17 protein-coding genes are annotated in these 22,406 nt (G+C 42.3%); 1 reads left to right on the top strand and 16 read right to left on the bottom strand.

Annotation, left to right across the window (positions count from 1 at the left end; genetic code table 11):
• Positions 1-52: 52 nt before the first annotated feature.
• From pflB to parE, 3 genes are all read right to left on the bottom strand, one after another.
• A complete protein-coding gene (pflB, locus tag IGJ26_RS06180; protein ID WP_194199446.1) occupies positions 53-2,281 on the bottom strand; it encodes a formate C-acetyltransferase in 2,229 nt (742 codons plus the stop codon).
• Positions 2,282-2,551: 270 nt separating this feature from the next.
• Positions 2,552-5,014 carry a DNA topoisomerase IV subunit A gene (gene parC / locus IGJ26_RS06175; protein ID WP_005236805.1) on the bottom strand — a complete coding sequence of 821 codons (2,463 nt, stop codon included), beginning with the start codon at positions 5,012-5,014 and terminating at the stop codon, positions 2,552-2,554.
• Positions 5,015-5,025: 11 nt separating this feature from the next.
• The gene (gene parE, locus IGJ26_RS06170; protein ID WP_034872209.1) at positions 5,026-7,053 is read right to left on the bottom strand and encodes a DNA topoisomerase IV subunit B; all 2,028 of its coding nucleotides are present in this window, start codon (positions 7,051-7,053) and stop codon (positions 5,026-5,028) included.
• A 284-nt stretch (positions 7,054-7,337) separates the two neighbouring features.
• Between parE and plsY the strand changes: the two genes are divergently transcribed.
• Positions 7,338-7,976, top strand: coding sequence for a glycerol-3-phosphate 1-O-acyltransferase PlsY (plsY, locus tag IGJ26_RS06165; protein ID WP_008379676.1), 639 nt, complete (start codon positions 7,338-7,340; stop codon positions 7,974-7,976).
• Between the two features lie 52 nt (positions 7,977-8,028).
• On the opposite strand, the gene IGJ26_RS06160 is transcribed toward plsY, so the two are convergent.
• The 13 genes from IGJ26_RS06160 to IGJ26_RS06100 form a co-directional block, all read right to left on the bottom strand.
• Positions 8,029-8,904 (bottom strand): aldose 1-epimerase family protein, encoded by an 876-nt coding sequence (locus IGJ26_RS06160; RefSeq protein WP_008379674.1) that lies wholly within the window; start codon positions 8,902-8,904, stop codon positions 8,029-8,031.
• 11 nt (positions 8,905-8,915) lie between these two features.
• Positions 8,916-9,707: a GTP-sensing pleiotropic transcriptional regulator CodY gene (gene codY, locus IGJ26_RS06155; RefSeq protein ID WP_005236817.1), complete on the bottom strand. Its 792-nt coding sequence runs from the start codon at positions 9,705-9,707 to the stop codon at positions 8,916-8,918.
• 13 nt (positions 9,708-9,720) lie between these two features.
• Positions 9,721-11,118 (bottom strand): ATP-dependent protease ATPase subunit HslU, encoded by a 1,398-nt coding sequence (gene hslU / locus IGJ26_RS06150; protein ID WP_005236820.1) that lies wholly within the window; start codon positions 11,116-11,118, stop codon positions 9,721-9,723.
• Between the two features lie 14 nt (positions 11,119-11,132).
• Positions 11,133-11,675 carry an ATP-dependent protease subunit HslV gene (gene hslV, locus IGJ26_RS06145; protein WP_005229630.1) on the bottom strand — a complete coding sequence of 181 codons (543 nt, stop codon included), beginning with the start codon at positions 11,673-11,675 and terminating at the stop codon, positions 11,133-11,135.
• Positions 11,676-11,697: 22 nt separating this feature from the next.
• Positions 11,698-12,636 carry a tyrosine recombinase XerC gene (gene xerC, locus IGJ26_RS06140; RefSeq protein WP_086299594.1) on the bottom strand — a complete coding sequence of 313 codons (939 nt, stop codon included), beginning with the start codon at positions 12,634-12,636 and terminating at the stop codon, positions 11,698-11,700.
• Positions 12,637-12,832: 196 nt separating this feature from the next.
• On the bottom strand, positions 12,833-14,269 hold the full coding sequence (locus IGJ26_RS06135; protein ID WP_005236824.1) for a flotillin family protein: 1,437 nt from the start codon (positions 14,267-14,269) through the stop codon (positions 12,833-12,835).
• A gap of 13 nt (positions 14,270-14,282) precedes the next feature.
• Complete coding sequence (locus tag IGJ26_RS06130; RefSeq protein WP_008379668.1) at positions 14,283-14,708, bottom strand: hypothetical protein; 426 nt, start codon at positions 14,706-14,708, stop codon at positions 14,283-14,285.
• A gap of 119 nt (positions 14,709-14,827) precedes the next feature.
• On the bottom strand, positions 14,828-16,129 hold the full coding sequence (trmFO, locus tag IGJ26_RS06125) for an FADH(2)-oxidizing methylenetetrahydrofolate--tRNA-(uracil(54)-C(5))-methyltransferase TrmFO (protein ID WP_086372726.1): 1,302 nt from the start codon (positions 16,127-16,129) through the stop codon (positions 14,828-14,830).
• A 152-nt stretch (positions 16,130-16,281) separates the two neighbouring features.
• A complete protein-coding gene (gene topA, locus IGJ26_RS06120; protein ID WP_086299596.1) occupies positions 16,282-18,360 on the bottom strand; it encodes a type I DNA topoisomerase in 2,079 nt (692 codons plus the stop codon).
• A 142-nt stretch (positions 18,361-18,502) separates the two neighbouring features.
• Complete coding sequence (dprA, locus tag IGJ26_RS06115) at positions 18,503-19,381, bottom strand: DNA-processing protein DprA (RefSeq protein WP_008379662.1); 879 nt, start codon at positions 19,379-19,381, stop codon at positions 18,503-18,505.
• Between the two features lie 68 nt (positions 19,382-19,449).
• On the bottom strand, positions 19,450-20,214 hold the full coding sequence (locus tag IGJ26_RS06110; RefSeq protein WP_016621295.1) for a ribonuclease HII: 765 nt from the start codon (positions 20,212-20,214) through the stop codon (positions 19,450-19,452).
• Positions 20,198-21,064 (bottom strand): ribosome biogenesis GTPase YlqF, encoded by an 867-nt coding sequence (gene ylqF / locus IGJ26_RS06105; protein ID WP_005229614.1) that lies wholly within the window; start codon positions 21,062-21,064, stop codon positions 20,198-20,200. Before ylqF ends, IGJ26_RS06110 begins: the two co-directional genes overlap by 17 nt.
• A 426-nt stretch (positions 21,065-21,490) precedes the next feature.
• Complete coding sequence (locus tag IGJ26_RS06100; RefSeq protein ID WP_194199443.1) at positions 21,491-22,396, bottom strand: class C sortase; 906 nt, start codon at positions 22,394-22,396, stop codon at positions 21,491-21,493.
• Between the last annotated feature and the right edge of the window lie 10 nt (positions 22,397-22,406).

Raw genomic sequence — 22,406 nt, 5'->3', positions numbered from 1 at the left:
TCAAAACAAGAGGCGGCGGATTTTCCCGTCCGCCGCCTGAAGTTGTTGCTTATTACATTGCTTCGTGCATTGTACGAGCAATGACATCATCTTGTTGTTCTTTGGTTAATTTAATGAAATTAACCGCATAACCAGAAACCCGAATCGTTAATTGTGGGTATTTTTCTGGGTGAGCTTGCGCATCAAGTAATGTATCACGGTTAAATACGTTGATATTTAAGTGGTGACCACCTTTTGCTGCATAGCCATCTAGCATTGTTGCTAGGTTTTCTTGTTGTGTCTCATCGTCACGACCTAATGCTTTAGGTACGATTGAGAAGGTGTTTGAAATACCATCTAATGAGTAATCATATGGTAATTTCGCAACTGACGAAAGACTTGCTAATGCACCATGCGTATCGCGGCCATGCATTGGGTTTGCACCTGGAGCAAATGGTGCACCTGCACGACGTCCATCAGGCGTGTTCCCTGTTTTCTTCCCATAAACCACATTAGAAGTGATTGTAAGGATCGAAGTTGTATGTTTTGCATCACGATATGTTTTTGTGCGTTTTACTTTCTTCATGAAAGCTTTCAACAAGTTGACTGCGATATCATCTACACGGTCATCATTGTTTCCGTATTTAGGATAATCGCCTTCGATTTCGTAATCTTCAACAATGCCGTTTTCATCACGAATCGTACGAACTTTGGCATATTTAATCGCTGATAATGAATCAACTGCAACAGAGAAACCAGCGATACCAGTAGCCATCGTACGTAGAATATCTGTATCTTGGAGCGCCATTTCAATGCGTTCATAAGAATATTTGTCATGCATGTAATGAATGATGTTCAATGTGTTCACATACAGATCACAAATCCAGTCCATCATTGTGTCATATTTTTCCATTACTTCGTTGTAATCCAAGTATTCAGAAGTAATTGGTTGGAATTTTGGTCCAACTTGTGCTTTTGATTTTTCATCGACCCCACCGTTGATTGCATACAACAATGTTTTCGCTAAGTTTGCACGAGCACCAAAGAATTGCATTTGTTTCCCGATGCGCATTGCGGATACACAACAAGCGATTCCGTAATCATCGCCCCAATGTCCACGCATCACATCATCGTTTTCATATTGAATCGCTGATGTTTGGATCGACATTTTCGCACAGAATGTTTTGAAGTTATGAGGCAAACGTGTTGACCATAAAACAGTCAAGTTTGGTTCTGGTGCTGGACCTAAGTTTGCTAGAGTGTGTAAGAAACGGAAGCTGTTTTTTGTTACCATGTGGCGTCCATCTTCACCCATACCAGCGATTGACTCAGTTACCCAAGTTGGGTCACCAGAGAACAATGCGTTGTAATCAGGCGTCCGAGCAAATTTCACAAGACGTAGTTTCATGACAAAATGGTCAACGATTTCTTGTGCTTCTTCTTCAGTCATCACGCCATTTTTTAAATCGCGTTCAACATAAATATCAAGGAAAGTTGACGTACGTCCCAATGACATTGCCGCACCATTTTGCTCTTTGATGGCTGCTAAGTAACCAAGATATAACCATTGGAATGCTTCTTTCGCCGTTTGAGCTGGTTTAGAAATATCAAATCCGTAAATGTTTCCTAATTCTTTCAATTCGCTTAAAGCGCGAATTTGTTCACTTAATTCTTCACGTTGGCGGATAATGTCTTCAGACATGGTTCCGTTTCCGCAATACAATAGGTCTTGTTGTTTTTCTTTGATCAAGAAATCCACTCCGTATAATGCAACACGACGGTAGTCACCAATGATCCGGCCACGGCCGTATGCATCAGGAAGACCTGTGATTACACCAGAACGACGAGCTGCTCTGATTTCAGGTGTATAGGCATCAAATACCCCTTGGTTATGTGTTTTACGGTAGTCGCGGAAAATGTGAGAAACTTCCGCATCGATTTCATAGCCGTAAGATTCTGCTGCTTGTTCTGACATGCGGATGCCGCCAAATGGTTGCAAGCTGCGTTTAAATGGTTTTTCCGTTTGGAAACCAACAACTGTTTCTAAGTTTTTGTCTAAGTAGCCAGGTCCATGAGAAGTAATCGTTGAAACGACTTTTGTATCCATATCCAATACGCCGCCAGCTTCACGCTCTTGCTTGTTCAGTTCCATGACTTGATCCCATAGCTTCGTCGTTGCTTCAGTAGCATCTGCTAGGAATTCATCTGTTCCGTCATAAGGTGTGTAGTTTTCTTGGATGAAGTCGCGTACGTTTACTTCTTCTTTCCAAGTTTTTCCTTTAAATCCATTCCATTGTTCCATCTGATGGACCTCCTTAAATTTTCTGTTCACTAATGTAACAGCTTTACGTGAACAGTATAACACACACCCTAATGATTGCAAGTGTTTTCAAGAATTATTTTGAACAATTTAGTTTTTTTTAAGATTTTTATTATTAAAAACGTTGATTTATAAGCATTTATCAAATGTGAATCTTTTATTAAAGTGCGTTTTTTATTAATGTGAAAGATTAATTAAGAGGCAAAAAAGCAACCATTCTGTACTGGTACAGAATGGTTGCTTTGTTATAATTTATAGTACAGAATCCTCTGCGATTGCAGGACTGATTTGTGTTTTCACTTCGTAGATTTGCCCCCCTGTTTTCTCATCCATGATAAATGAGCCGTTGGAGGTCCGATCATTGATCGGGATTTGATTCGTGATGACTTCAAAGGCTTGTCCTTTTTGGTTGGTTACCAGTAGCTGCTGGTTCTCTCCATTCCCCATATAGACTACGCGATGAGGGTTTTTCTTCAATTCCCGTAAGACCATCAATCCACGCTTCGCCCGTCCTAATTGGGTGATCTCTTGGGCTAGCATGCGTTTTGCTGCGCCACGTTGGGTAATCAGAACGATCGGTGTATCCCCTTCTGAATAAACTAACAACCCATTGATAAGATAATCATCCGCTTTAAGGTTCATCGCTTTGACCCCAGCTGCTTTTGGTCCCACAACGGGCACTTCATTAAGCGAATACCGTAAGCCAAAGGCAAGATGACTGACTAAAAAGACATCCATTTCTTCTGTTTGATCAGTCAAAAAGACATTGACTAATTCATCTGATTCATCTTTCAGCTTCATGATCGTCATTGGCCGTGTCTTATAGGTGCGCCAAGGTTCAAATTCCGTCATTCGTGTTTGTTTAATCATGCCGTTTTTACTGATCAGCACAAAGTTTTTCAACGGATCGATCTCTTTGTAGGCAAAGACCCCAATGATCATTTCATCTTGCGCCAGTGTCATAACCGTTTGCGAAATATGTTCGCCTAGATCTTTCCATTTTAAATCAGGCAATTCATGAACCGGACGATAGATCGTGTTTCCTTTATTGGTTACCAATAACAGATGATCCAACGTATTCATTTGGTTGCTGTAAAGTAAAGAGTCGCCTTCTTTCATGCCGATCTCTTCTGGTTTTGAGGCACCGTAAGAACGCAAACTGCTGCGTTTGACATAACCGTCTCTTGTGACTGTCACGACGACTTCTTCTTGCGCGACTAAAACTTGTGTTTCGATCTTGATTTCTTGAATTTCGGCTTCGATCTCAGTCAATCGCGGTGTCGAATATTTTTTCTTGATCTCCCGCAATTCCTTTTTGATCACTTTCAGTAATTCACTTTCCTCATTTAAAATCGTTGTCAATTCAGCGATCGTTTCAGCAAGTTCTTTCGCCTCTGCTTGCAATTGTGTGATATCCGTATTGGTCAAGCGGTACAACTGTAAGTTCACAATGGCTTCTGCTTGCTCTTCCGTAAAACCGTGCTGAACAACCAGATTGTTTTTGGCATCTTTTTTGTCTTTACTGCCGCGAATGGTGGCGATCACTTCATCAAGAATCGATAAAGCTTTGATTAACCCATCGACGATATGCTGTCTCTTTTGGGCTTTTTGCAGTTCAAAACGACTGCGTTTTTCGATCACTTCACGCCGATGCTTGATGTAGCTTTCTAAAATCCGTTTCAAACCGACTTGTTGGGGGCGCATATTGTCGATAGCCACCATGTTGAAGTTGTAGTTGATCTGCAATTCGGTATTTTTAAATAAATAATTTAAAATTCCTTGTGCATTTGCTTCTTTTTTCAGCTCGACAACGATCTGCAAACCAGTACGGTCAGTTTCATCACGCACTTCAGCAATCCCGTCGATCCGTTTATTCAAACGAATCTCATCCATTTTTTTGACTAGATTGGCTTTATTGACCTCATAGGGAATCTCATTGATAACGATTTGCTGCTTGCCACCTTTGATGTCTTCGATCTTGGTTTTCGAACGCAGGATCACTTTGCCTTTGCCTGTTTCATAGGCTTTTTTGATTTCTTCTTTCCCTTGTAAAATCCCTCCTGTTGGAAAATCAGGGCCGGGAATATACTTCATCAGCTGATCCAAAGAAGCTTGCGGATGGTCGATCAAATAGACCGTTCCATCAATGATTTCCCCTAAATTATGGGTGGGAATTTCCGTTGCATACCCAGCTGAGATCCCAGTTGAGCCATTGACTAACAGATTTGGGTATTTTGCTGGTAAGACAGTTGGTTCTTTTTCGGTATCATCAAAATTCCACACCAATTCGACGGTGTTTTTTTCGATATCTTTTAACAGCTCACCGCTTAATTCTGAAAGTCGTGCTTCGGTATAACGCATGGCAGCTGGCGGATCACCATCCATACTCCCGTTGTTTCCGTGCATTTCAATCAAAATCTGACGCAATTTCCAGTCTTGGCTCATGCGGACCATTGCTTCATAAATACTCGAGTCACCATGGGGATGAAAGTTCCCCATGATATTCCCGACTGATTTCGCTGATTTGCGGAAGCCTTTGTCATACGTATTGCCGTCTTGGTTCATGGCGAACAAGATGCGCCGCTGAACCGGTTTTAACCCATCACGAATATCTGGCAATGCCCGTTCTTGAATAATGTATTTGGAATATCGACCGAAGCGATCTCCCATCACTTCTTCCAATGTCAATTCTTGTATATTGCTTCTGTGTTCCAAGAGACCACCTCCTATTCCTTAACTAAATGTTTGCTTTCTGCTTGTTCGGTATCCATTAACTTTTCATCAACTAATTCCGGTACCGTATCTTCTTTTTTATCCAAAATACTGCCATCTTCTTCTAAACTGAATTGAACATGGCTTTCGATCCACTTCCGACGAGGTTCTACCTTGTCCCCCATCAGTGTGGTGACACGGCGTTCTGCTTGGGCCGCATCATCGATTCTTACCCGAATCAGCGTCCGCGTTTCTGGGTCCATCGTCGTTTCCCACAATTGATCGGCATTCATTTCCCCCAACCCTTTGTAGCGCTGAAGCATATAGCCTTTACCGATTTTTTGGGTCAGTTTGCTTAGTTCATCATCCGTCCAAGCATATTCGACTACTGCCTTTTTCCCTAACCCTTTAGACACTTTATACAAAGGTGGCAAAGCAATGTATACTTTTCCCGCTTCGATCAAAGGTTTCATATACCGGTAGAAAAACGTTAAAAGCAGCACTTGGATGTGCGCCCCATCGGTATCCGCATCGGTCATGATAATGACTTTGTCATAATTGCAGTCTTCAATCGAAAACTCTGGGCCAACACCGGCACCGATAGTATAGATCATGGTATTGATCTCTTCATTTTTCAAAATATCCTGCATCTTGGCTTTTTCTGTATTGATAACTTTGCCTCGTAACGGTAAAATCGCTTGGAACTTGCGGTCACGGCCTTGCTTCGCTGACCCGCCGGCTGAGTCCCCCTCCACCAAATACAATTCATTTTTCTTAGGATTACGAGACTGAGCAGGCGTTAATTTTCCAGAAAGCAGTGACTCACCTTTTTTGCGTTTCTTTCCTGTGCGGCTTTCTTCTCTCGCCTTTCTGGCAGCTTCACGGGCCTCTCTTGCTTTGATCGCTTTACGAACCAGCATTTGACTCATTTCACTGTTTTCTTGCAGGTAATAGCCTAGTTGCTCGCCAATCACATTGTCTACAGCATTTCTTGCTAAGGGTGTTCCTAATTTCCCTTTGGTCTGCCCTTCAAATTGCAAAAGATTTTCTGGAACACGGATCGACAACACGGCCGCTAAGCCTTCACGAAAATCACTACCTTCAAGGTTCTTATCTTTTTCCTTCAACAAATTGACCTTGCGGGCATATTCATTGAAAGCTTTCGTCATTGACGTTTTCATCCCCACTTCATGGGTACCACCATCTTTGGTACGTACATTGTTGACAAAGGACAAGACATTTTCCGAATAGCCATCATTGTATTGAAAGGCAAGTTCTACCTCGATTGCTTCTTTGGTACCGGAAAAATACACCACCTGGGTCAAGGTATCTTTTTCTTCATTTAAATAATCAACGAATTCTTTGATGCCTTCTTCATATAAAAAAACTTCATGAATTGGTTCTTCCCCACGTTCATCCGTCAGGGAGATTTTGACCCCTTTTAGCAAGAAAGCCGATTCTCTTAAACGTTCTGCGAGAATTTCATAGGAGAATTTGGTTGTTGAAAAGATCGTGTCGTCAGGTTTAAAGGTGACTGTGGTTCCAGTTGGTTTACGAGTTTTGCCGATTTTTTTCAAAGTACCCGCTGGTTTCCCACCGTCTTTGAAGCTCTGTTTGTATTCGATGCCATCACGAACGATGACTACTTCCAGCCAGCTGGATAGAGCATTTACAACACTGGCACCAACCCCATGAAGGCCGCCAGAAGTTTTGTAGCCTCCTTGGCCAAACTTCCCGCCGGCATGTAGCACTGTGAAGATCACTTCAACAGTAGGGATTCCCGATGCATGTGTCCCGACCGGCATTCCTCGCCCGTTGTCTCGAACACTGATACTATTGTCTTTGTGGATCGTAACATCGATTTCATTGCCGTATCCTGAGAGTGCCTCATCAACCGCATTATCGACGATTTCATACACTAAGTGATGTAAGCCGCGGCTATCGGTCGAGCCGATATACATTCCTGGCCGTTTTCTTACTGCTTCTAGGCCCTCTAAGACCTGAATGGAAGCATCATTATATTCTGTGGTTTTCTTTGCCAAACCCACCGCTCCTTTAATCTTGATCAGTCCTTTTTTACTGCTGAAAGGACTGCAAAAAAAATCTTAACACAAAATACGCTTTTTTCAAGCGAACATTTTTCTAAACTATCTTATCCTTTTTCCTTTGTTTGCACAAGCTAGAGTCACAAAATGGCTTGTTTGTGTTTCACAGCTCCGAGGAAAGCTGTTTTTCTTCTTTCCCTGACTAGCGAAAGATTTTCTTATTGTTGGAAAGGCGTTTTCATGCTAAAATTGCCCTAGCCTTGCAAAGAAAGTTGGTTATTATGAATACGATTCTTTTATTTATTGTTGCTTACCTTTTAGGTTCGATCCCCTCGGGTGTTTGGATTGGCCAATTGTTTTTCAAAAAAGATATTCGCCAATTCGGCAGCGGCAATACGGGAACGACCAATACATTTCGCGTTTTAGGAAAGAAAGCCGGGATCGTTGTTTTATTGATGGATATCTTAAAAGGAACTTTGGCAACCAGTTTGCCTGTCCTCTTTGGTCTCCATACCGTCAATCCGCTCTGGTTTGGGGTCTGCGCGATCTTAGGTCATACCTTTCCGATCTTTGCCAAGTTTAAAGGCGGCAAAGCGGTGGCGACAAGTGCTGGGATGCTCTTAGGATACAATCCGCTCTTTTTCATTTATTCTTCATTGATTTTTGTTATCTGTCTTTATGTGACAAGTATGGTAAGCCTGACCAGTATGATCGCGGCGTGTTTGATCACCTTATCGACGGTCGTTTTGCCTTTTATCGCCCCTGCGATATTGCCTGAGCAAAACTGGTTGCTGACCTTCATCGCGATCGGCGTAACGATTTTTATCTTTATTCGCCATCGCGAAAATATTTCACGTATTAAAGACGGGACTGAAAGTCGGGTACCGTTTGGTCTGAATAAGCGTCAAGCGAACAAATAAGCAGAAGCTGAGAAAAGTGCAATGACTTTTCTCAGCTTCTTTTTGCCTGCTTTTATTTGACTGTGATCGAGTACTTTGTTTCAAATAACTCCTCAGGCGAAAGTGCTTGAATACCCAATTTTTCTGAAAGCTCACCGGAAGCTTCCAGTGTATCTGCGATACCGCACCATGGTTCTATACATAGAAACGGCGATTTTACGGGATACGTGGACCAAAAACCGACATACGGCATATTATTGTAGCTTAACGTAACACTATGAGGCGATTTCTCACTGCGAATCGAGTAGGAATGTAATCCTTTCGTTTCATAAACCAGCGCATCATTTGCAAACATATCGTGGGTCAAGCGCAAATCCGTATTCGTTTGACCGAGTGTGCGTTGTTCATAATCAATATAATTGCCTTTTAATGGCAATTTCACTCGTGATTTTTTTGGAGAAAAAGAAAGGTAGTAGTCTTCAAATGTCAGCCCTTTTTCAAGTGGGACGTTGAATGCAGGGTGTCCTCCAATGGAGAAGAATAGTTCTTTTTGACCGCTATTCTTTACTTGGTATTTGACGACTAAGCCATCACCGCCTAATTCGTAACTGACATACAGCTGAAAATCAAACGGATACTTCACTTTGGTTTCAGTTGAACTTTCTAATAGAAACAAGGCATAGTCTGTACGTTTTTCAACGACAGTAAACACCATGTCTCTGGCAAACCCATGACGGGGCAAATGATAACTTTTGCCCTCATGCTGATAGGTGTCCTCTTTTAAGGCGCCAACAATCGGAAATAAGATTGGCGCATGCTTTCCCCAGTGGTTTGGATCAGCTTGCCAAATATATTCAAGGTCATTGCTTGTATCAACTAAGCTTTGTAGCTCAGCCCCTTTTTCTGCAATTTTTGCTTGCAGATGACCCGCCGTGATGGTAACTGTCATGGTCTCATCTCCTAATATTGATGTTTCGTCAATTCCTCTTTAAAGCGGCTGTTAAGCACTTTTAAATAGGTGCCTTTCATCCCCAAAGAGCGGGATTCTATAATGCCGGCAGACTCTAGTTTACGCAAAGCATTTACGATCACCGACCGTGTAATTCCAATGCGATCAGCGATACTTGACGCGGTCAGACGACCTTCGTCGCCTTCTAATGCCTCAAAGATCGCTTGAACAGCTTTCAACTCACTATAAGAAAGGGTGTTGATTGCCATTTGAACAGCTGTGGTACTGCGAACATCTTCTTCGATACTGCGGGATTTTTGGTACAAGAATTGCATACCAACAACTGTCGCACTGTATTCCGCTAATACCAAATCGTCGTCATCAAAGGACTTATCGATTCTGGAAAGAATGATCGTACCTAAACGTTCTCCTGCACCGTAAATCGGTACGATGGTCGTTAGTCCGTTGGGATACAACTCACGGCCTTCTACAGGAAAAGCGGTCATATCATCACTGATTGGCACATTAGCTTCTGTGGAAGTCAGGTGATCGACTAAATCTGTATAATTTTTAGGAAACTGTTTTTCAACAAACATTTTTTTGATGCGTTCATTATTGACATCATGGTTCTCAACAAAACCTAACACGCTACCGTCAATGCTAATAATATACGCATTGCTGTCTAGGATGTTTCCTAAAATGACAGCCATCTTGTCGTAAGGCAAATCAGAAGCTAAATTAAAGGTGTTTTTTTGCTGCAATAATTCGTTGATTTGTCTTGTCTTTTCTAATAATGTTTTCATTGGTCCGCTCCCTTTATAAAATATACCGGCTTAAGTCTTCATCTTTTGCGATGGACGCAAGTTTTTCTTCCACATACGCTTCTGTGATGGTGATTTCACCCATTTGCATCTCAGATGCTTCAAATAATAAGTCTTCAAGTAGTTTCTCTAGAATCGTATGCAAACGACGAGCACCAATATTGTCGGTATCGCGATTCACTTGATAAGCAATTTCGGCAATTTTCTCGATAGCTTCCATCGTAAAGACTACTTTGACATTTTCGGTTCCTAACAAGGCAATGTATTGCTTGACTAAGGCATTGTTGGGCTCCGTTAAAATTTTAACAAAGTCTTCTTTTGTCAAATCATCTAGTTCCACACGAATCGGGAAACGCCCTTGCAATTCAGGGATCAGATCGCTTGGTTTCGACAGGTGGAATGCCCCAGAAGCAATAAAAAGGATATGGTCTGTTTGTAGGGTTCCGTATTTCGTATTGACTTGCGATCCTTCAACGATCGGCAAGATATCTCTTTGCACCCCTTCACGAGAAACTTCTCCTGACTGCTGTGATTTCGAAGATACTTTGTCGATTTCATCTAGAAAAATGATGCCACTAGATTCTGCTAAACGTAATGCTTCACTATGAATATCCGCGTCGTTGACCAGTTTTGAGGATTCTTCTTGAATCAGCAATTCTCGTGCTTCTTTTACGGTTACTGTGCGTTCAATTTTCTTTTGCGGTTTCAATGCTCCTAAGGTTTCATTCAAATCGATCCCCATTTGTTCTAAGCCATTGTTCATCATCGGTGCTTGATTTTTCGGCTCATCGACTTGGATCGTCACTTCCCGGTTGTCTAAAAGGCCCTTTTCTAATTGCTCAAAAATGGCTTGACGGTTGCTGCGAATCTCATCCGTCAATTCTTCTTTTGGCTCTTCTGGTTGTTGTGCGGCGTTGAACATATTCATCATTTGTTCATAAGGATTGGTATTCTTTTTCTGTTCCTTTTTAATACCAGGAACTAAGACTTTTACTAAACGACGGTTGGCTTTTTTCTCTGCTTGGATCCGCACGTTTTTATATTGTTCTTTTTTCACGATTTGGATCGCATTCTCAACGAGGTCACGTACCATCGATTCTACGTCTCGACCGACATAGCCGACTTCCGTGAATTTCGTCGCTTCTAACTTAACGAAAGGTGCATCAACGATCTTTGCTAAGCGTCGCGCAATTTCCGTTTTACCAACCCCTGTTGGTCCGATCATCAAAATATTTTTTGGTGTGACATCTTGTTGCATCTTTTCATCTAATTGCAGCCGGCGGTAGCGATTTCTCAAAGCAACAGCCACTGATTTTTTGGCGTTGGTTTGTCCAACGATGTATTCATCTAATTCTTTCACGATTTCTCGTGGTGATTTGTTTTGGTTTGTCATATCGTCATCCCTCTTTAAAACTCTTCTACAATGATATTGTGATTCGTAAAGACACAAATGTCTGCGGCAATATTCAAGGCACCTTCAGCAATTTCTTTGGCAGATAGTTCACCGCCATAACGTTTCATCGCGCGGGCTGCTGCCAAGGCATAGTTTCCACCTGAACCGATGGCTAAGATCCCTTCATCTGGCGAAATGACTTCGCCTGTCCCAGAGACCAAAAGCATCTCCTTATCATTCATGACGATCAGCATCGCCTCTAATTTTTGCATCGATTGCTGAGTCCGCCATTCTTGTGCCAATTCTACTGCAGCTCGCTGCAAATTTCCGTTGTATTCATTTAGTTTTCCTTCAAATTTTTCTTCCAAGGTAAAGGCATCTGCCACACTGCCGGCAAAACCAACGATCACTTCACCATTGTAAATTCGACGGACTTTCCGAGCGGTTCCTTTCATAACGACCTGTTCTCCCATCGTTACTTGTCCGTCACCGGCCATGGCAAATTTTCCATCTTTTTCAACCGCACAGATGGTGGTTGAATGAAATTCTGACTTCATTTATGTTCCTCCTGTACCAATTTTACGCGCGTGGATGAAATTGGCGATAATTTTTTTGTAAACTGTCTTTGGTGACATGCGCATAAATCTGTGTCGTCGATAGATTGGCATGCCCCAACAGTTCTTGAACGGTCCGCATATCGGCGCCGTTGTTTAATAAATGGGTTGCAAACGTATGCCGAAGCATATGAGGATGGATTTTACTGTCTAAACTGCTTTTTCGAATGATTTGATTCAAAACATATTCGATCCCAGTTGCAGTGATCCCGTCACCAAGATGATTCACGAAAAGGATCTCGTGTTCCTTGTTCTGCTTTTCCATCAGCTGTTTGCGTCCTGAGGAAAGATAGCGTTTGACTGCTGCTTGTGCGTAACTACCGAAAGGAACATAGCGATCCTTATTCCCCTTCCCATGGATCAGTAATACGCCGCTTTCCCAATCGATTGCCCCCAGTGTGAGACTGCTGCACTCACTGACCCGCAAACCTGAACCATAAAGGACTTCTAACAATGCTTGATTGCGCTGTTGTAGTGGCTCATCGCCAGCAACACTTTGAAAGAGAGCATCCATTTCCTTCTCATAAAAAAAACGCGGCAATTTGGCGTTTTTCTTTTTTAAATGAATGTAGGCGAAAGGATTCTCTTTGACGATCTCATGCTTGGTTAGAAACTGATAAAAAGATCGCAAACTAGCCATTTTACGACTGATGGAATTACGGCTGTACTCTCGTTCCGTCAAATAGCTTAAATAGACGCGAACATCGCGGTATTCCACTGCTAATGGGTCTTCATTGCCAGACTCTTTTAAGAAGTGAAAAAAATCGCCCATATCTTCTTTATACGCTTTTTTTGTCTTTTCCGAATACCCTCTTTCAACAATAAGATAACGAAAAAACTCTTCTTGAAACTGATCTGTTTGCAAATTAACCCCCCTTTTCATGATTCGAAATAACTTTAGCATAGACCACAAAAAAAAACAAATGAATTGTCAGAATTTAATCAATATTTCAAAGTTTAGACATAATTGTGAAAACTTTCTAAGAATCTACGTAAGATTCTTATCTTTGTTCAGAAAGATCCGTTAAATGCGCCAGAAAAACGTACCAGTCCCTCTCCTCAAAAGAAAGAGGGACTGATACGTTTCCACTTATTTGCTTTTATTCGATTGGATCAGTTGTTGGCTGATGCGAACCAGTGCTTTCAGATACAGCCTGAACTAGCTCTTTGTTTCCTTGTTTTGTGGACATCGTGTCATTGATTAACCCAACTAAGTCTAATCCGGTTGTCTCTTTGATCGTATCAAAGGTTCGCGCTAAACCAGCTTCCCCCATTGATTGAAGACCATCATTGCCGCCAAAGCTAACCACTTTATCAATATTGCTCAGTGGTGCATTGACCTCTTTCGCGATTTCAGGCAGCACTTTGATGAACTCCATCAAAATACCAGCTTCGTTCAGTTTGGTCAAAGCAATCGCCATCTTTTCACGGCTTTCCGCTTCGGCTTGACCGACTTTTGCGATCCGTTCCGCGTCGGCACTACCTAGTTTTTCAATTCGTTCGGCTTCTGCTTGGGCAGCTAATTTGACTTTTTCCGCTTCCGCTTGTGCTCGTGCGATTTCTCTTGCTTTGTCTGCTAAAGCGTTTTGTTCAACCACATATTTATCCGCTTCGGCTTTTTTACGGACAGTTGCATTCAATTCTTTTTCCGTCAATTCCGCTTGTTTTTCTTGAATCTCGATATTTTTTTCTTGTTCGATCAATTGAACTTTCATTTGTTCGCCGACCGCGATCTGTTCCGCTTTCGCATCCGCAACTTCGCGTTCTTGTTTGTATTGTGCTTGTTTCAATGCCATATCTTTTGTCGCTTCTGCGATTTCTGTTTGGCGACGGATCTCTTCATGCTGTGCCAATTGCTCATTCTCAGCTTGCTTGATTCGAGTTTCTCTTAAGGCATTGGATTCCGCTACTTCGGCATTTTTTTTCACTTCAGCAATCTGAGGGCGTCCTAACGCATCCAAGTAGCCATTGCTGTCGCTGACATCTTTGATCGTAAACGAAACGATCTCCAACCCCATTTTCTTCAAGTCCGTAGAGGCAACTTCTTGCACTTGTTCCGCAAAATCATCGCGGTTTTTATAGATGGCTTCTACCGTCATCGTTCCTAGAATCGCCCGTAAGTGACCTTCTAAGACTTCTTGGGCTTCATCTTCCAATTCACCTGTGGATTTGCCTAAGTATTGCTCAGCAGCTGTCTTGATCGACTCGGTACTGTTGCCGACCTTTACAAGCACCGTCGCACTGGCTTTGATCGGTACGCCTTGTTCCGTATAAACTTCTGGTGTCCCAATCTCTAACTTGTGGGTCAATAAACTTAATTTATGGGCTTTTTGAACAATAGGAATCACAAACGTCCCACTGTTTTTTAAGATTTTGATGCCTTCTTTTCCTAAAAACGACCCCGTAACAATCAATGCTTCATCGGGTTTCCCAATGCGATAGCGTATCATCAAAAAAGCGATCAATAAAACAACGAGGACAACACCCCATAAAATCGGATTACTTAAAAAATCTACTGCTGATCCTGTATCCACCATAACGTAACACTTCCTATTCTATAAAATTTTTACTTTCCACCACCAACGCGATCCCTTTTTTATCAAAATCGACAATGATGACTTTGGTTCCGACTGGCAATCGAACATTGTTTTCACGATCTTCTTCCCGAAAAAAACGTGCAGGATAAACAGAACGTGCACCTTGACTCCCTATCTCCATGACTTCGCCGATTGTATCTCCGACAATCTTTTCCGTCAGTTCACCGATCACAAAATCATTGCGACTAATGACATTGCTGCGGTTTTTGTCTGTGATGCGATTGTAAAGCCACATAATGGGACCTAACAGCAAACTAAATAAAACAAAGACAACGAAAATGACCCCGACCAAAAGGATCAGCCATCCTAAAAATTGAATTACTGTAGGAAAACGCTGTAAATAGTTTTGAATCAAATGAATCCATTCTCCAATCACCATCTTCACCACCTTCTGTCATTGTTACTGTCTATCATAAGTCACCTTGATTAAAGTTTCAAGACAAATTAAAAAAAAACCTTCTTACCATTTATTAGTAAGAAGGTGATGACTCATCGCTCTTATAGTTGTTCTTTGGCTTCTTCTAAGGCAGTTAATGCCCGGTTTGCCAATGCTTCATAACGAGATTTTTTATCTCTGATTCGTTCTGGAAGTTCTGGCAGCAAACCAAAGTTGGCATTCATCGGTTGGAAGTGTTTGCCTTCTGCATGAGTGATATAATACGCCATACTGCCAATTGTCGTCTCTTGTGGCATAATGATCGGCGCTTCCCCTTTTGCAAGTTTGGCAGCGTTGATCCCGGCCATCAATCCACTGGCTGCACTTTCAACATACCCTTCAACGCCTGTCATCTGACCAGCAAAAAAGAGGTCTTCACGTTTTTTCGATTGGTACGTTTGTTGTAACAACTCTGGTGAATTCATAAAACTATTCCGATGCATCACGCCGTAGCGCACAAATTCTGCCTCTTCCAAACCAGGGATCATACGGAAAACCCGTTTTTGCTCGCCCCATTTTAAATGTGTTTGAAAACCAACGATGTTGTAAAGAGAAGCAGCCGCATTGTCTTGACGCAACTGAATCACTGCGTAGGGACGTTTGCCGGTTTTCGGATCTTCCAATCCAACTGGTTTCATCGGACCAAACAACATGGTTTTCGGTCCACGGCCAGCCATAACTTCGATTGGCATACATCCTTCAAAAAATTTTTCTTTTTCGAATTCTTTCAAAGGGGCCACTTCCGCATTGACTAAAGCTTCACGAAACGCATAAAACTCCTCTTCGTTCATTGGACAGTTCAGATAGGCTGCTTCGCCTTTGTCGTAGCGTGATTTCAAATAAACTTTATCCATATTGATGGTGGATTTATCGATAATCGGTGCTGCTGCGTCATAGAAATAAAATCCTTCTGATCCGTTAAAAGCTTGGATCGCTTTTGATAAAGGTTCAGAAGTCAAAGGTCCAGTTGCAATCACGGTAATCCCTTCTGGAATTTCAGTGATCTCCTCTTCGATGACAGTGACTAAAGGATGTTCTTTGACACGTTTGGTGACTAACTCTGAAAAATCATCACGATCCACAGCTAAAGCACCACCTGCTGGAACAGCTGTTTTGTCTGCAGAGGTAATAATGACTGAATCTAAGCGGCGCATTTCTTCTTTCAAAACACCGACCGCATTCGTTAAGTTGTTGCCCCGAAGTGAATTCGTACAAACAAGTTCAGCAAAATTATTTGTATGATGGGCTTCTGTCGATTTCTTAGGACGCATTTCATAAAGCTTTACTGCGACACCTGCTTGCGCTGCTTGCCAAGCAGCTTCGCTTCCGGCTAAACCGGCACCAATAACATTGATTTCTTTCATAGTGCTCTCCTTTTATTTCAAAAGCTCGCCTCTTCTCATAAGAAACTGCTTGTATTAATCAAAAGGACCGGCACTTTCTTTTGTCAGCCAACATCGAGGCTGACCGTTCAAAAGAATGCGCCGATTCTTTTTTTAACAGGGAATCCTGTTAGTTATTTTTGCACATTTTCTTCATAGTCCCCATTGATACACACGACTTGCTTGCCGCCTTTGACTTTCTTCTCGACTAAGTAATTATCACATTTCGGACAATTACGGCCTACAGGTTTGTCCCAAGAAGTAAAGTCACAGTCCGGATAGCGGGTACATCCATAAAACAACCGATTTTTTTTCGATTTGCGTTCAACAACTTGGCCTTGGTGACAGACCGGGCACTCAACGCCGATTTCTTTGACGATTGGTTTCGTGTTGCGACAGTCAGGGAAATTGCTGCAGGCATAAAATTTTCCGTAGCGACCTAATTTGATCACCATTGGATGGCCACAAAGGTCACAGTCAAAGCCTGCAGGTTCGTCTTTGATTTGGATTTTTTCGATACTTTCTTCTGCGGTCGTCAATTCTTTTTCAAAGGGACGGTAGAATTGATCGACGACTTTGACCCATTCTTCTTTCCCAGCTTCAATGCTATCCAAGCTATTTTCCATTTCAGCAGTAAAATGCATATCAACGATTTGCGGGAAGAATTCCTCGATCAATGAATTGACGATCTCACCAAGTTCAGTTGGCTCAAAACGTTTTTGTGTCAATTTCACATAATAACGTCGTTGGATTGTTTCCAACGTTGGTGCATAAGTTGAAGGACGACCCACACCGTTCTCTTCAAGGGTTTTGATCAAGGTGGCCTCACTGTAGCGGGCAGGTGGTTGAGTGAAATGCTGTTTTGGTTCGATCGATACGGATTGGACCACATCTCCTTCAACTAACTCTGGCAAAATGTTCTCTTTGTCTTCTTTGCCATCATCGCGCCCTTCCACATAGACCTGCATAAACCCTTTAAATTTGATCTTTGAACCATTGGCAATAAAGATGACACCATTTTGATCCAAGGTAACTTTCATTGTATCCAAAATCGCCGGCGTCATTTGACTAGCCACAAAGCGAGACCAGATCAAGCGATACAGTTTCAGTTGGTCTTTGTCTAAGAATTTCTCCATGGCTTCTGGCGTACGCATCACACTTGTTGGTCTTACCGCTTCATGGGCATCTTGTGCCCCTTGTGCATTCGCGCGTTTTTTGCCACCGTGCGCCGAGAACTCTGAACCATAAGTACTTTCAATAAATTCGGCCGCTTCGCCTTTGGCTGTGTCTGCGATTCGGGTCGAATCGGTACGCATATAGGTGATCAAACCAACGGTTCCTTGTTTACCAAGAGCGATCCCTTCATAGAGCTGCTGTGCGACCATCATGGTTTTCCGCGTTCGAAAGTTCAGTTTACGGGCTGCTTCTTGTTGCAAGCTACTGGTGGTAAACGGTGCCGCCGGGTTGCGTTTGCGTTCTTTCTTTTCAACCTTCGTCACTTGAAACTCTTTACTAGAAAGACGATCGGTGATTTCTTTTATGCTTTCAGCATTCGGTAATTTTTTCTTTTTGCCATCTAGGCCCCAAAAATTGGCTTTGAATTTTTTCGTGGCTTTTTTAAAGTTCCCATCGATGCTCCAATATTCTTCAGGAACAAAATCACGGATCTCTTTTTCACGATCTATAATAATCTTAAGCGCCACCGATTGAACACGGCCAGCACTCAAGCCTTTTTTCACTTTACGCCAAAGGATCGGGCTCAATGAATACCCCACCAATCGATCTAAAATCCGGCGCGCTTGTTGAGCGTCAACGAGATCTACATCGATCGTTCTTGGTTCTTTGAAAGCTGCCTTGACCGCATCCTTAGTGATCTCATTAAAGACGACTCGGTTTTTATCTTTTAAATCTAACCCTAGTAGAAAAGCTAAATGCCACGCAATAGCTTCTCCTTCTCTATCCGGGTCACTTGCGAGGTAGACTTTTTCGGCTTTTTTCGCAGCTGAGCGGAGACTTTTGATCACATCGCCCTTGCCACGGATCGAAATGTAATGCGGTTCGTAGTCATTTTCGACATCAATTCCCATTTTACTTTTAGGAAGATCACGAATATGACCGACACTTGCGACGACTTTGTAATTTCGTCCAAGGTATTTTTCAATGGTTTTCGCCTTTGCCGGCGATTCCACGATTACTAAATATTTATATGCCATATAAAGAATGGCTCCTTCCTGAATTTTTCCTACTATTATATTCTATCAATCAGTGAACCTATCGTATGCAGATGAAACATACAAATCGTAGCTTATCATAGCTTTCAAGAAAAGGTTTGTCAAGGAAGGTTGATTGGAAAAATCAAAAAAAGGCTAACTCCTGTAAAATATCTGACACACTAATCGTACATTTTGCGCCATCTTGAATCAAGTGGTGACAACCTTTTGACTGATCGGAAATCATTTCACCAGGCACTGCAAAAACTTCTCGGCCATTTTCCATTGCTAATTGTGCCGTAATCAAAGAACCGCTTCTTTCTTTAGCTTCAATCACACAGATCGCTTTTGAAATACCGGCAATGATGCGATTGCGTAAGGGGAAGTGATGTCTTTGCGGTTTGGTGTCGTGAGAATATTCACTCAGTACTAGATGTTCTTGACGAATCTGCTGGAACAACGGATACGCAGAAGTAGGATAACAATGTTCCAAACCAGAAGCAATCACGGCAATGGTTTGTCCCCGATTTCTGATGGCTGATTCATGGGCAAAACTGTCGACGCCATTTGCTAATCCACTGACGATCGTATAGTTTTCTGTCACTAAAGGCGGGATCAGCTTTTCGCAAACTTTACGCGCGTAGCGAGAAGCTGTTCTTGCGCCGACAAATCCAATCATGGGCGTTTGCAACAATTGCAGATTTCCTTCGTAAAATAGTAATAATGGTGGGTCCGCAATTTGTCTTAAAAGCATCGGATACTCCGCTGAAAAGAAGGTGAGGTAGTTTTGTCCCCCCATCTTTTGTGTGATATGCTCTTCTGTCATTTGCTCCCACGATCGGCGAAAGACCGTCCTATGCTGTGGAAGGACGCCGATGGCAATCATCTCTTCCAACGAACAACGCATTTCTTTTGTTTCCAGCCAATGCCAAATAATCTTCCAGCAACCTTGCAGACCGATTCCCTGACAGTAGTACAGTTTTATCAACTGTTTTTCAAAATCTGTTGCTTGTTGATATTTCATAAACAAAGCCCTCTTTTCTTAGTGATCTTACTTATAAGATTCGCTAAAAAAAGAGGGATGGATGAAATTTATAGGTATTGTTTAACTGGGGCAAAGGTTTTTCGATGAATAGGGCAAATTCCATGGGCAGCTAACCCTTCTAAATGAACTTTGGTCCCATACCCAGCATTTTGATCAAACCCATAAAAAGGATACACATCATGAAAATCTTTCATTAAATTGTCACGATAGACTTTGGCAATGATACTTGCTGCGGCAATCGAAATGGAGCGGGCATCGCCTTTGATCAAGCTTTGTTGAGGGATGTCGGTCTCGATGGTCATCGCATCAATGAGCAAATGTTCCGGCTTGACCGCTAAGTCGATCAAAGCTTCTTTCATCGCCAGGCGGCTCGCTTGATAGATATTTATCCGATCGATTTCTTCAGGACTAACCACACCGATACCGACAGCAACGGCTTTATTTTGAATTTCGATAAACAGTTCTTCTCTTTTCTTCGCAGAAAGCTGTTTTGAATCATTTAACCCCAAAATCTGGCATTCTTTAGGCAGAATCACCGCAGCTGACACCACGGGTCCTGCTAAAGGTCCGCGCCCCACTTCATCTAAACCGGCGATAAAACGGGCGCCTTGTTGAAATGCTTCGTTTTCAAAACGCATCATTTCTTCGTATTTTTCCTGCAATAGCTGCTGTTTGACTAATTGTTTCTCATATCGTTGCAACAGCTTTTGGACCCCTGCGCGTTCATCTGCTAGCAATTCCTGCAAAAATGCCGGGTCATTAAAGGTTGGATCAAATAATCGCTCTTTGATTGTCTTAATCGGTTGTTTCATCTTGGCTTTCCATTTCCTCCACTCGATCTAGTGTATAACGGCCTAATTTTCCTTGCCGAATGTCAAAGACAACAAGCTCGCTTCCTCGATCATAGTTATCTTTATACCCACGTTTTTCAGTGATTTTCATCAACAGGTCCGGCGCTAACAACGCCTCTTCCTCCGCCTTTAGTTGGTAACGATTGGCGATTCTTTCAGGATAATAGCGGGCAAAAAAATCAAGTCCATACAATGCGATATCATCCAAATGGATCAGCTGATCTTTAATAGCCCCCGTCAATGCCAATTTTTTACCAATCTCAGGATCTTCAAATTTTGGCCATAAGATCCCAGGCGTATCTAGCAGCTCTAGATCAGTCCCAAAACGCAGCCATTGCTGTCCTTTGGTCACGCCGGGTTTATTACCCGTCTGAGCAATTTTCTTCCCTACTAAACGGTTCATCAAGGTTGATTTTCCGACATTCGGAATGCCAATCACCATCGCTCGAATCGCACGGGGCTTCAATCCTCTGGCTTTGTCACGGGCGATTTTTTCCTTCAAGACTTGCTTAGCCGTCGGGACAATGGCTTTGACGCCTTGATTGTCTTGGGCGTTGATCGCCAAGGCTAAATAGCCTTGTGCTTGGAAATAATGCTCCCATTTTTTGGTTTGAACGGGATCTGCTAAATCCGCTTTATTGATCAAGATCAATCGTGGTTTTTGCTGTAATAATTGGTCCAGCATGGGGTTGCGGGATGAGATCGGCAAGCGTGCGTCCACGAGTTCAAAAACGATATCCACGAATTTTAATTTCTCACTTACTTCACGTCTGGCTTTCGCCATATGGCCTGGAAACCATTGAATGGTCATTTGAACGTTTTCCTCCTTGGTACTTCTTCGAATTGGTAAAAAAAGACAGTAGTGTCTAAATCCATGCAGTATATACCTAACAAGAACGAGGACTATTTGCTCTAAAACCATCAGAGAAACTAGTCACACTGGGCATTTTGCAAAAATTGCTTTAGGACAATGTTCTTGTTCCAACCTCGTGCATAGGTAAAGCTTTCAGCGCGATTCTCATGCGTCATACGCGCTTTCTCGCTTTTTAATTTTGGGGAAGTGGTTGAAAAAAAGCTTGTCTACCCACTCATTCTTCCTTTTTTCTGACACCTTTACCATTAGACCGACTGTTTTTTACTACCTTTTATCTTCGTTATTGTACCATATTTCACACGACATGTTTCGTTCTGAGTAAGGTTAACAAGTCATTTTCTAGTGGATCTAGAGGAAAACCTGCTATCTTTGCTTCTTATCACTGAGAGTGATCAAATCATGCTGTTTTTTTCTTTTGATTCTGCTAATCACCAGCAGGAGTAGTAATAGTGTGGTGCTTACAACTAGCAGCACCCACAAATCCTGCTGGTTTGCTTTTTTTGCGGCATTTGTTTCATTTTCTTCATTGTAAGGAACCCTTTTGCCGCGAACCAATAAACGATGGCTATTGACCATATAGGGTGTGCAGGTTAGTAAGGTGACATAATCACTGCCTTTGACAATTTTTAGTGCTTCGGTATCATCAGGGGCGACCGTTTTAATCTGATCTATTTGATACGCCAACGTATCATCAAACGTTTCGATATAAAACTCATCGCCGATCTGCAGCTTAGGCAGATCCGTAAAGAGGGTTGCACTCGTTAACCCACGGTGTCCGCACAGAACTGCATGGGTATCTTCACCACCTATTGGATACGAAGCGCCCTCCAATAATGTTGCTCCTCTTTTTAACAACGTATCGGTGGTTTGATCAAAAATCGGGAGAGCGACACCAATCACGGGGATCTTTAAAACGCCGATCGTATGTCGTTCATAGTAATCAGGTGTATCGCCTGATTCTGAGTCCCTTGTTTCTGATAAATCTTGCGTTTCTTTGATTCCAGGATTGCTGGGATGCTGTGCCAGCTCTTGATTTACTCGTTCCAACTGGTTCCTTTTTTGTTGTTTTTCTATTTCACTCATTTTTTTAGCTTGGCTTTGGTAGTAGCTGATCAACTGTTTATCCAAAAAGGTGTTGAGCTGATTACTTACAAAAGGATAACTGATGATCAGAACACCTAGCAGCAGCAGAATACCCATTAGAACATCCAACAAAGTCACTTTTTGAGTAGGTACTTTCGTGCCATTTCTTTTCCTTTTGATTGTCATCGTGCATTTT

Source organism: Enterococcus sp. AZ095a, assembly GCF_050546735.1.
GTDB lineage: Bacteria > Bacillota > Bacilli > Lactobacillales > Enterococcaceae > Enterococcus_D > Enterococcus_D entomosocium.
Note: the sequence above shows the minus strand (reverse complement) of the source record. Positions and strands in the feature narration are given on the sequence as shown.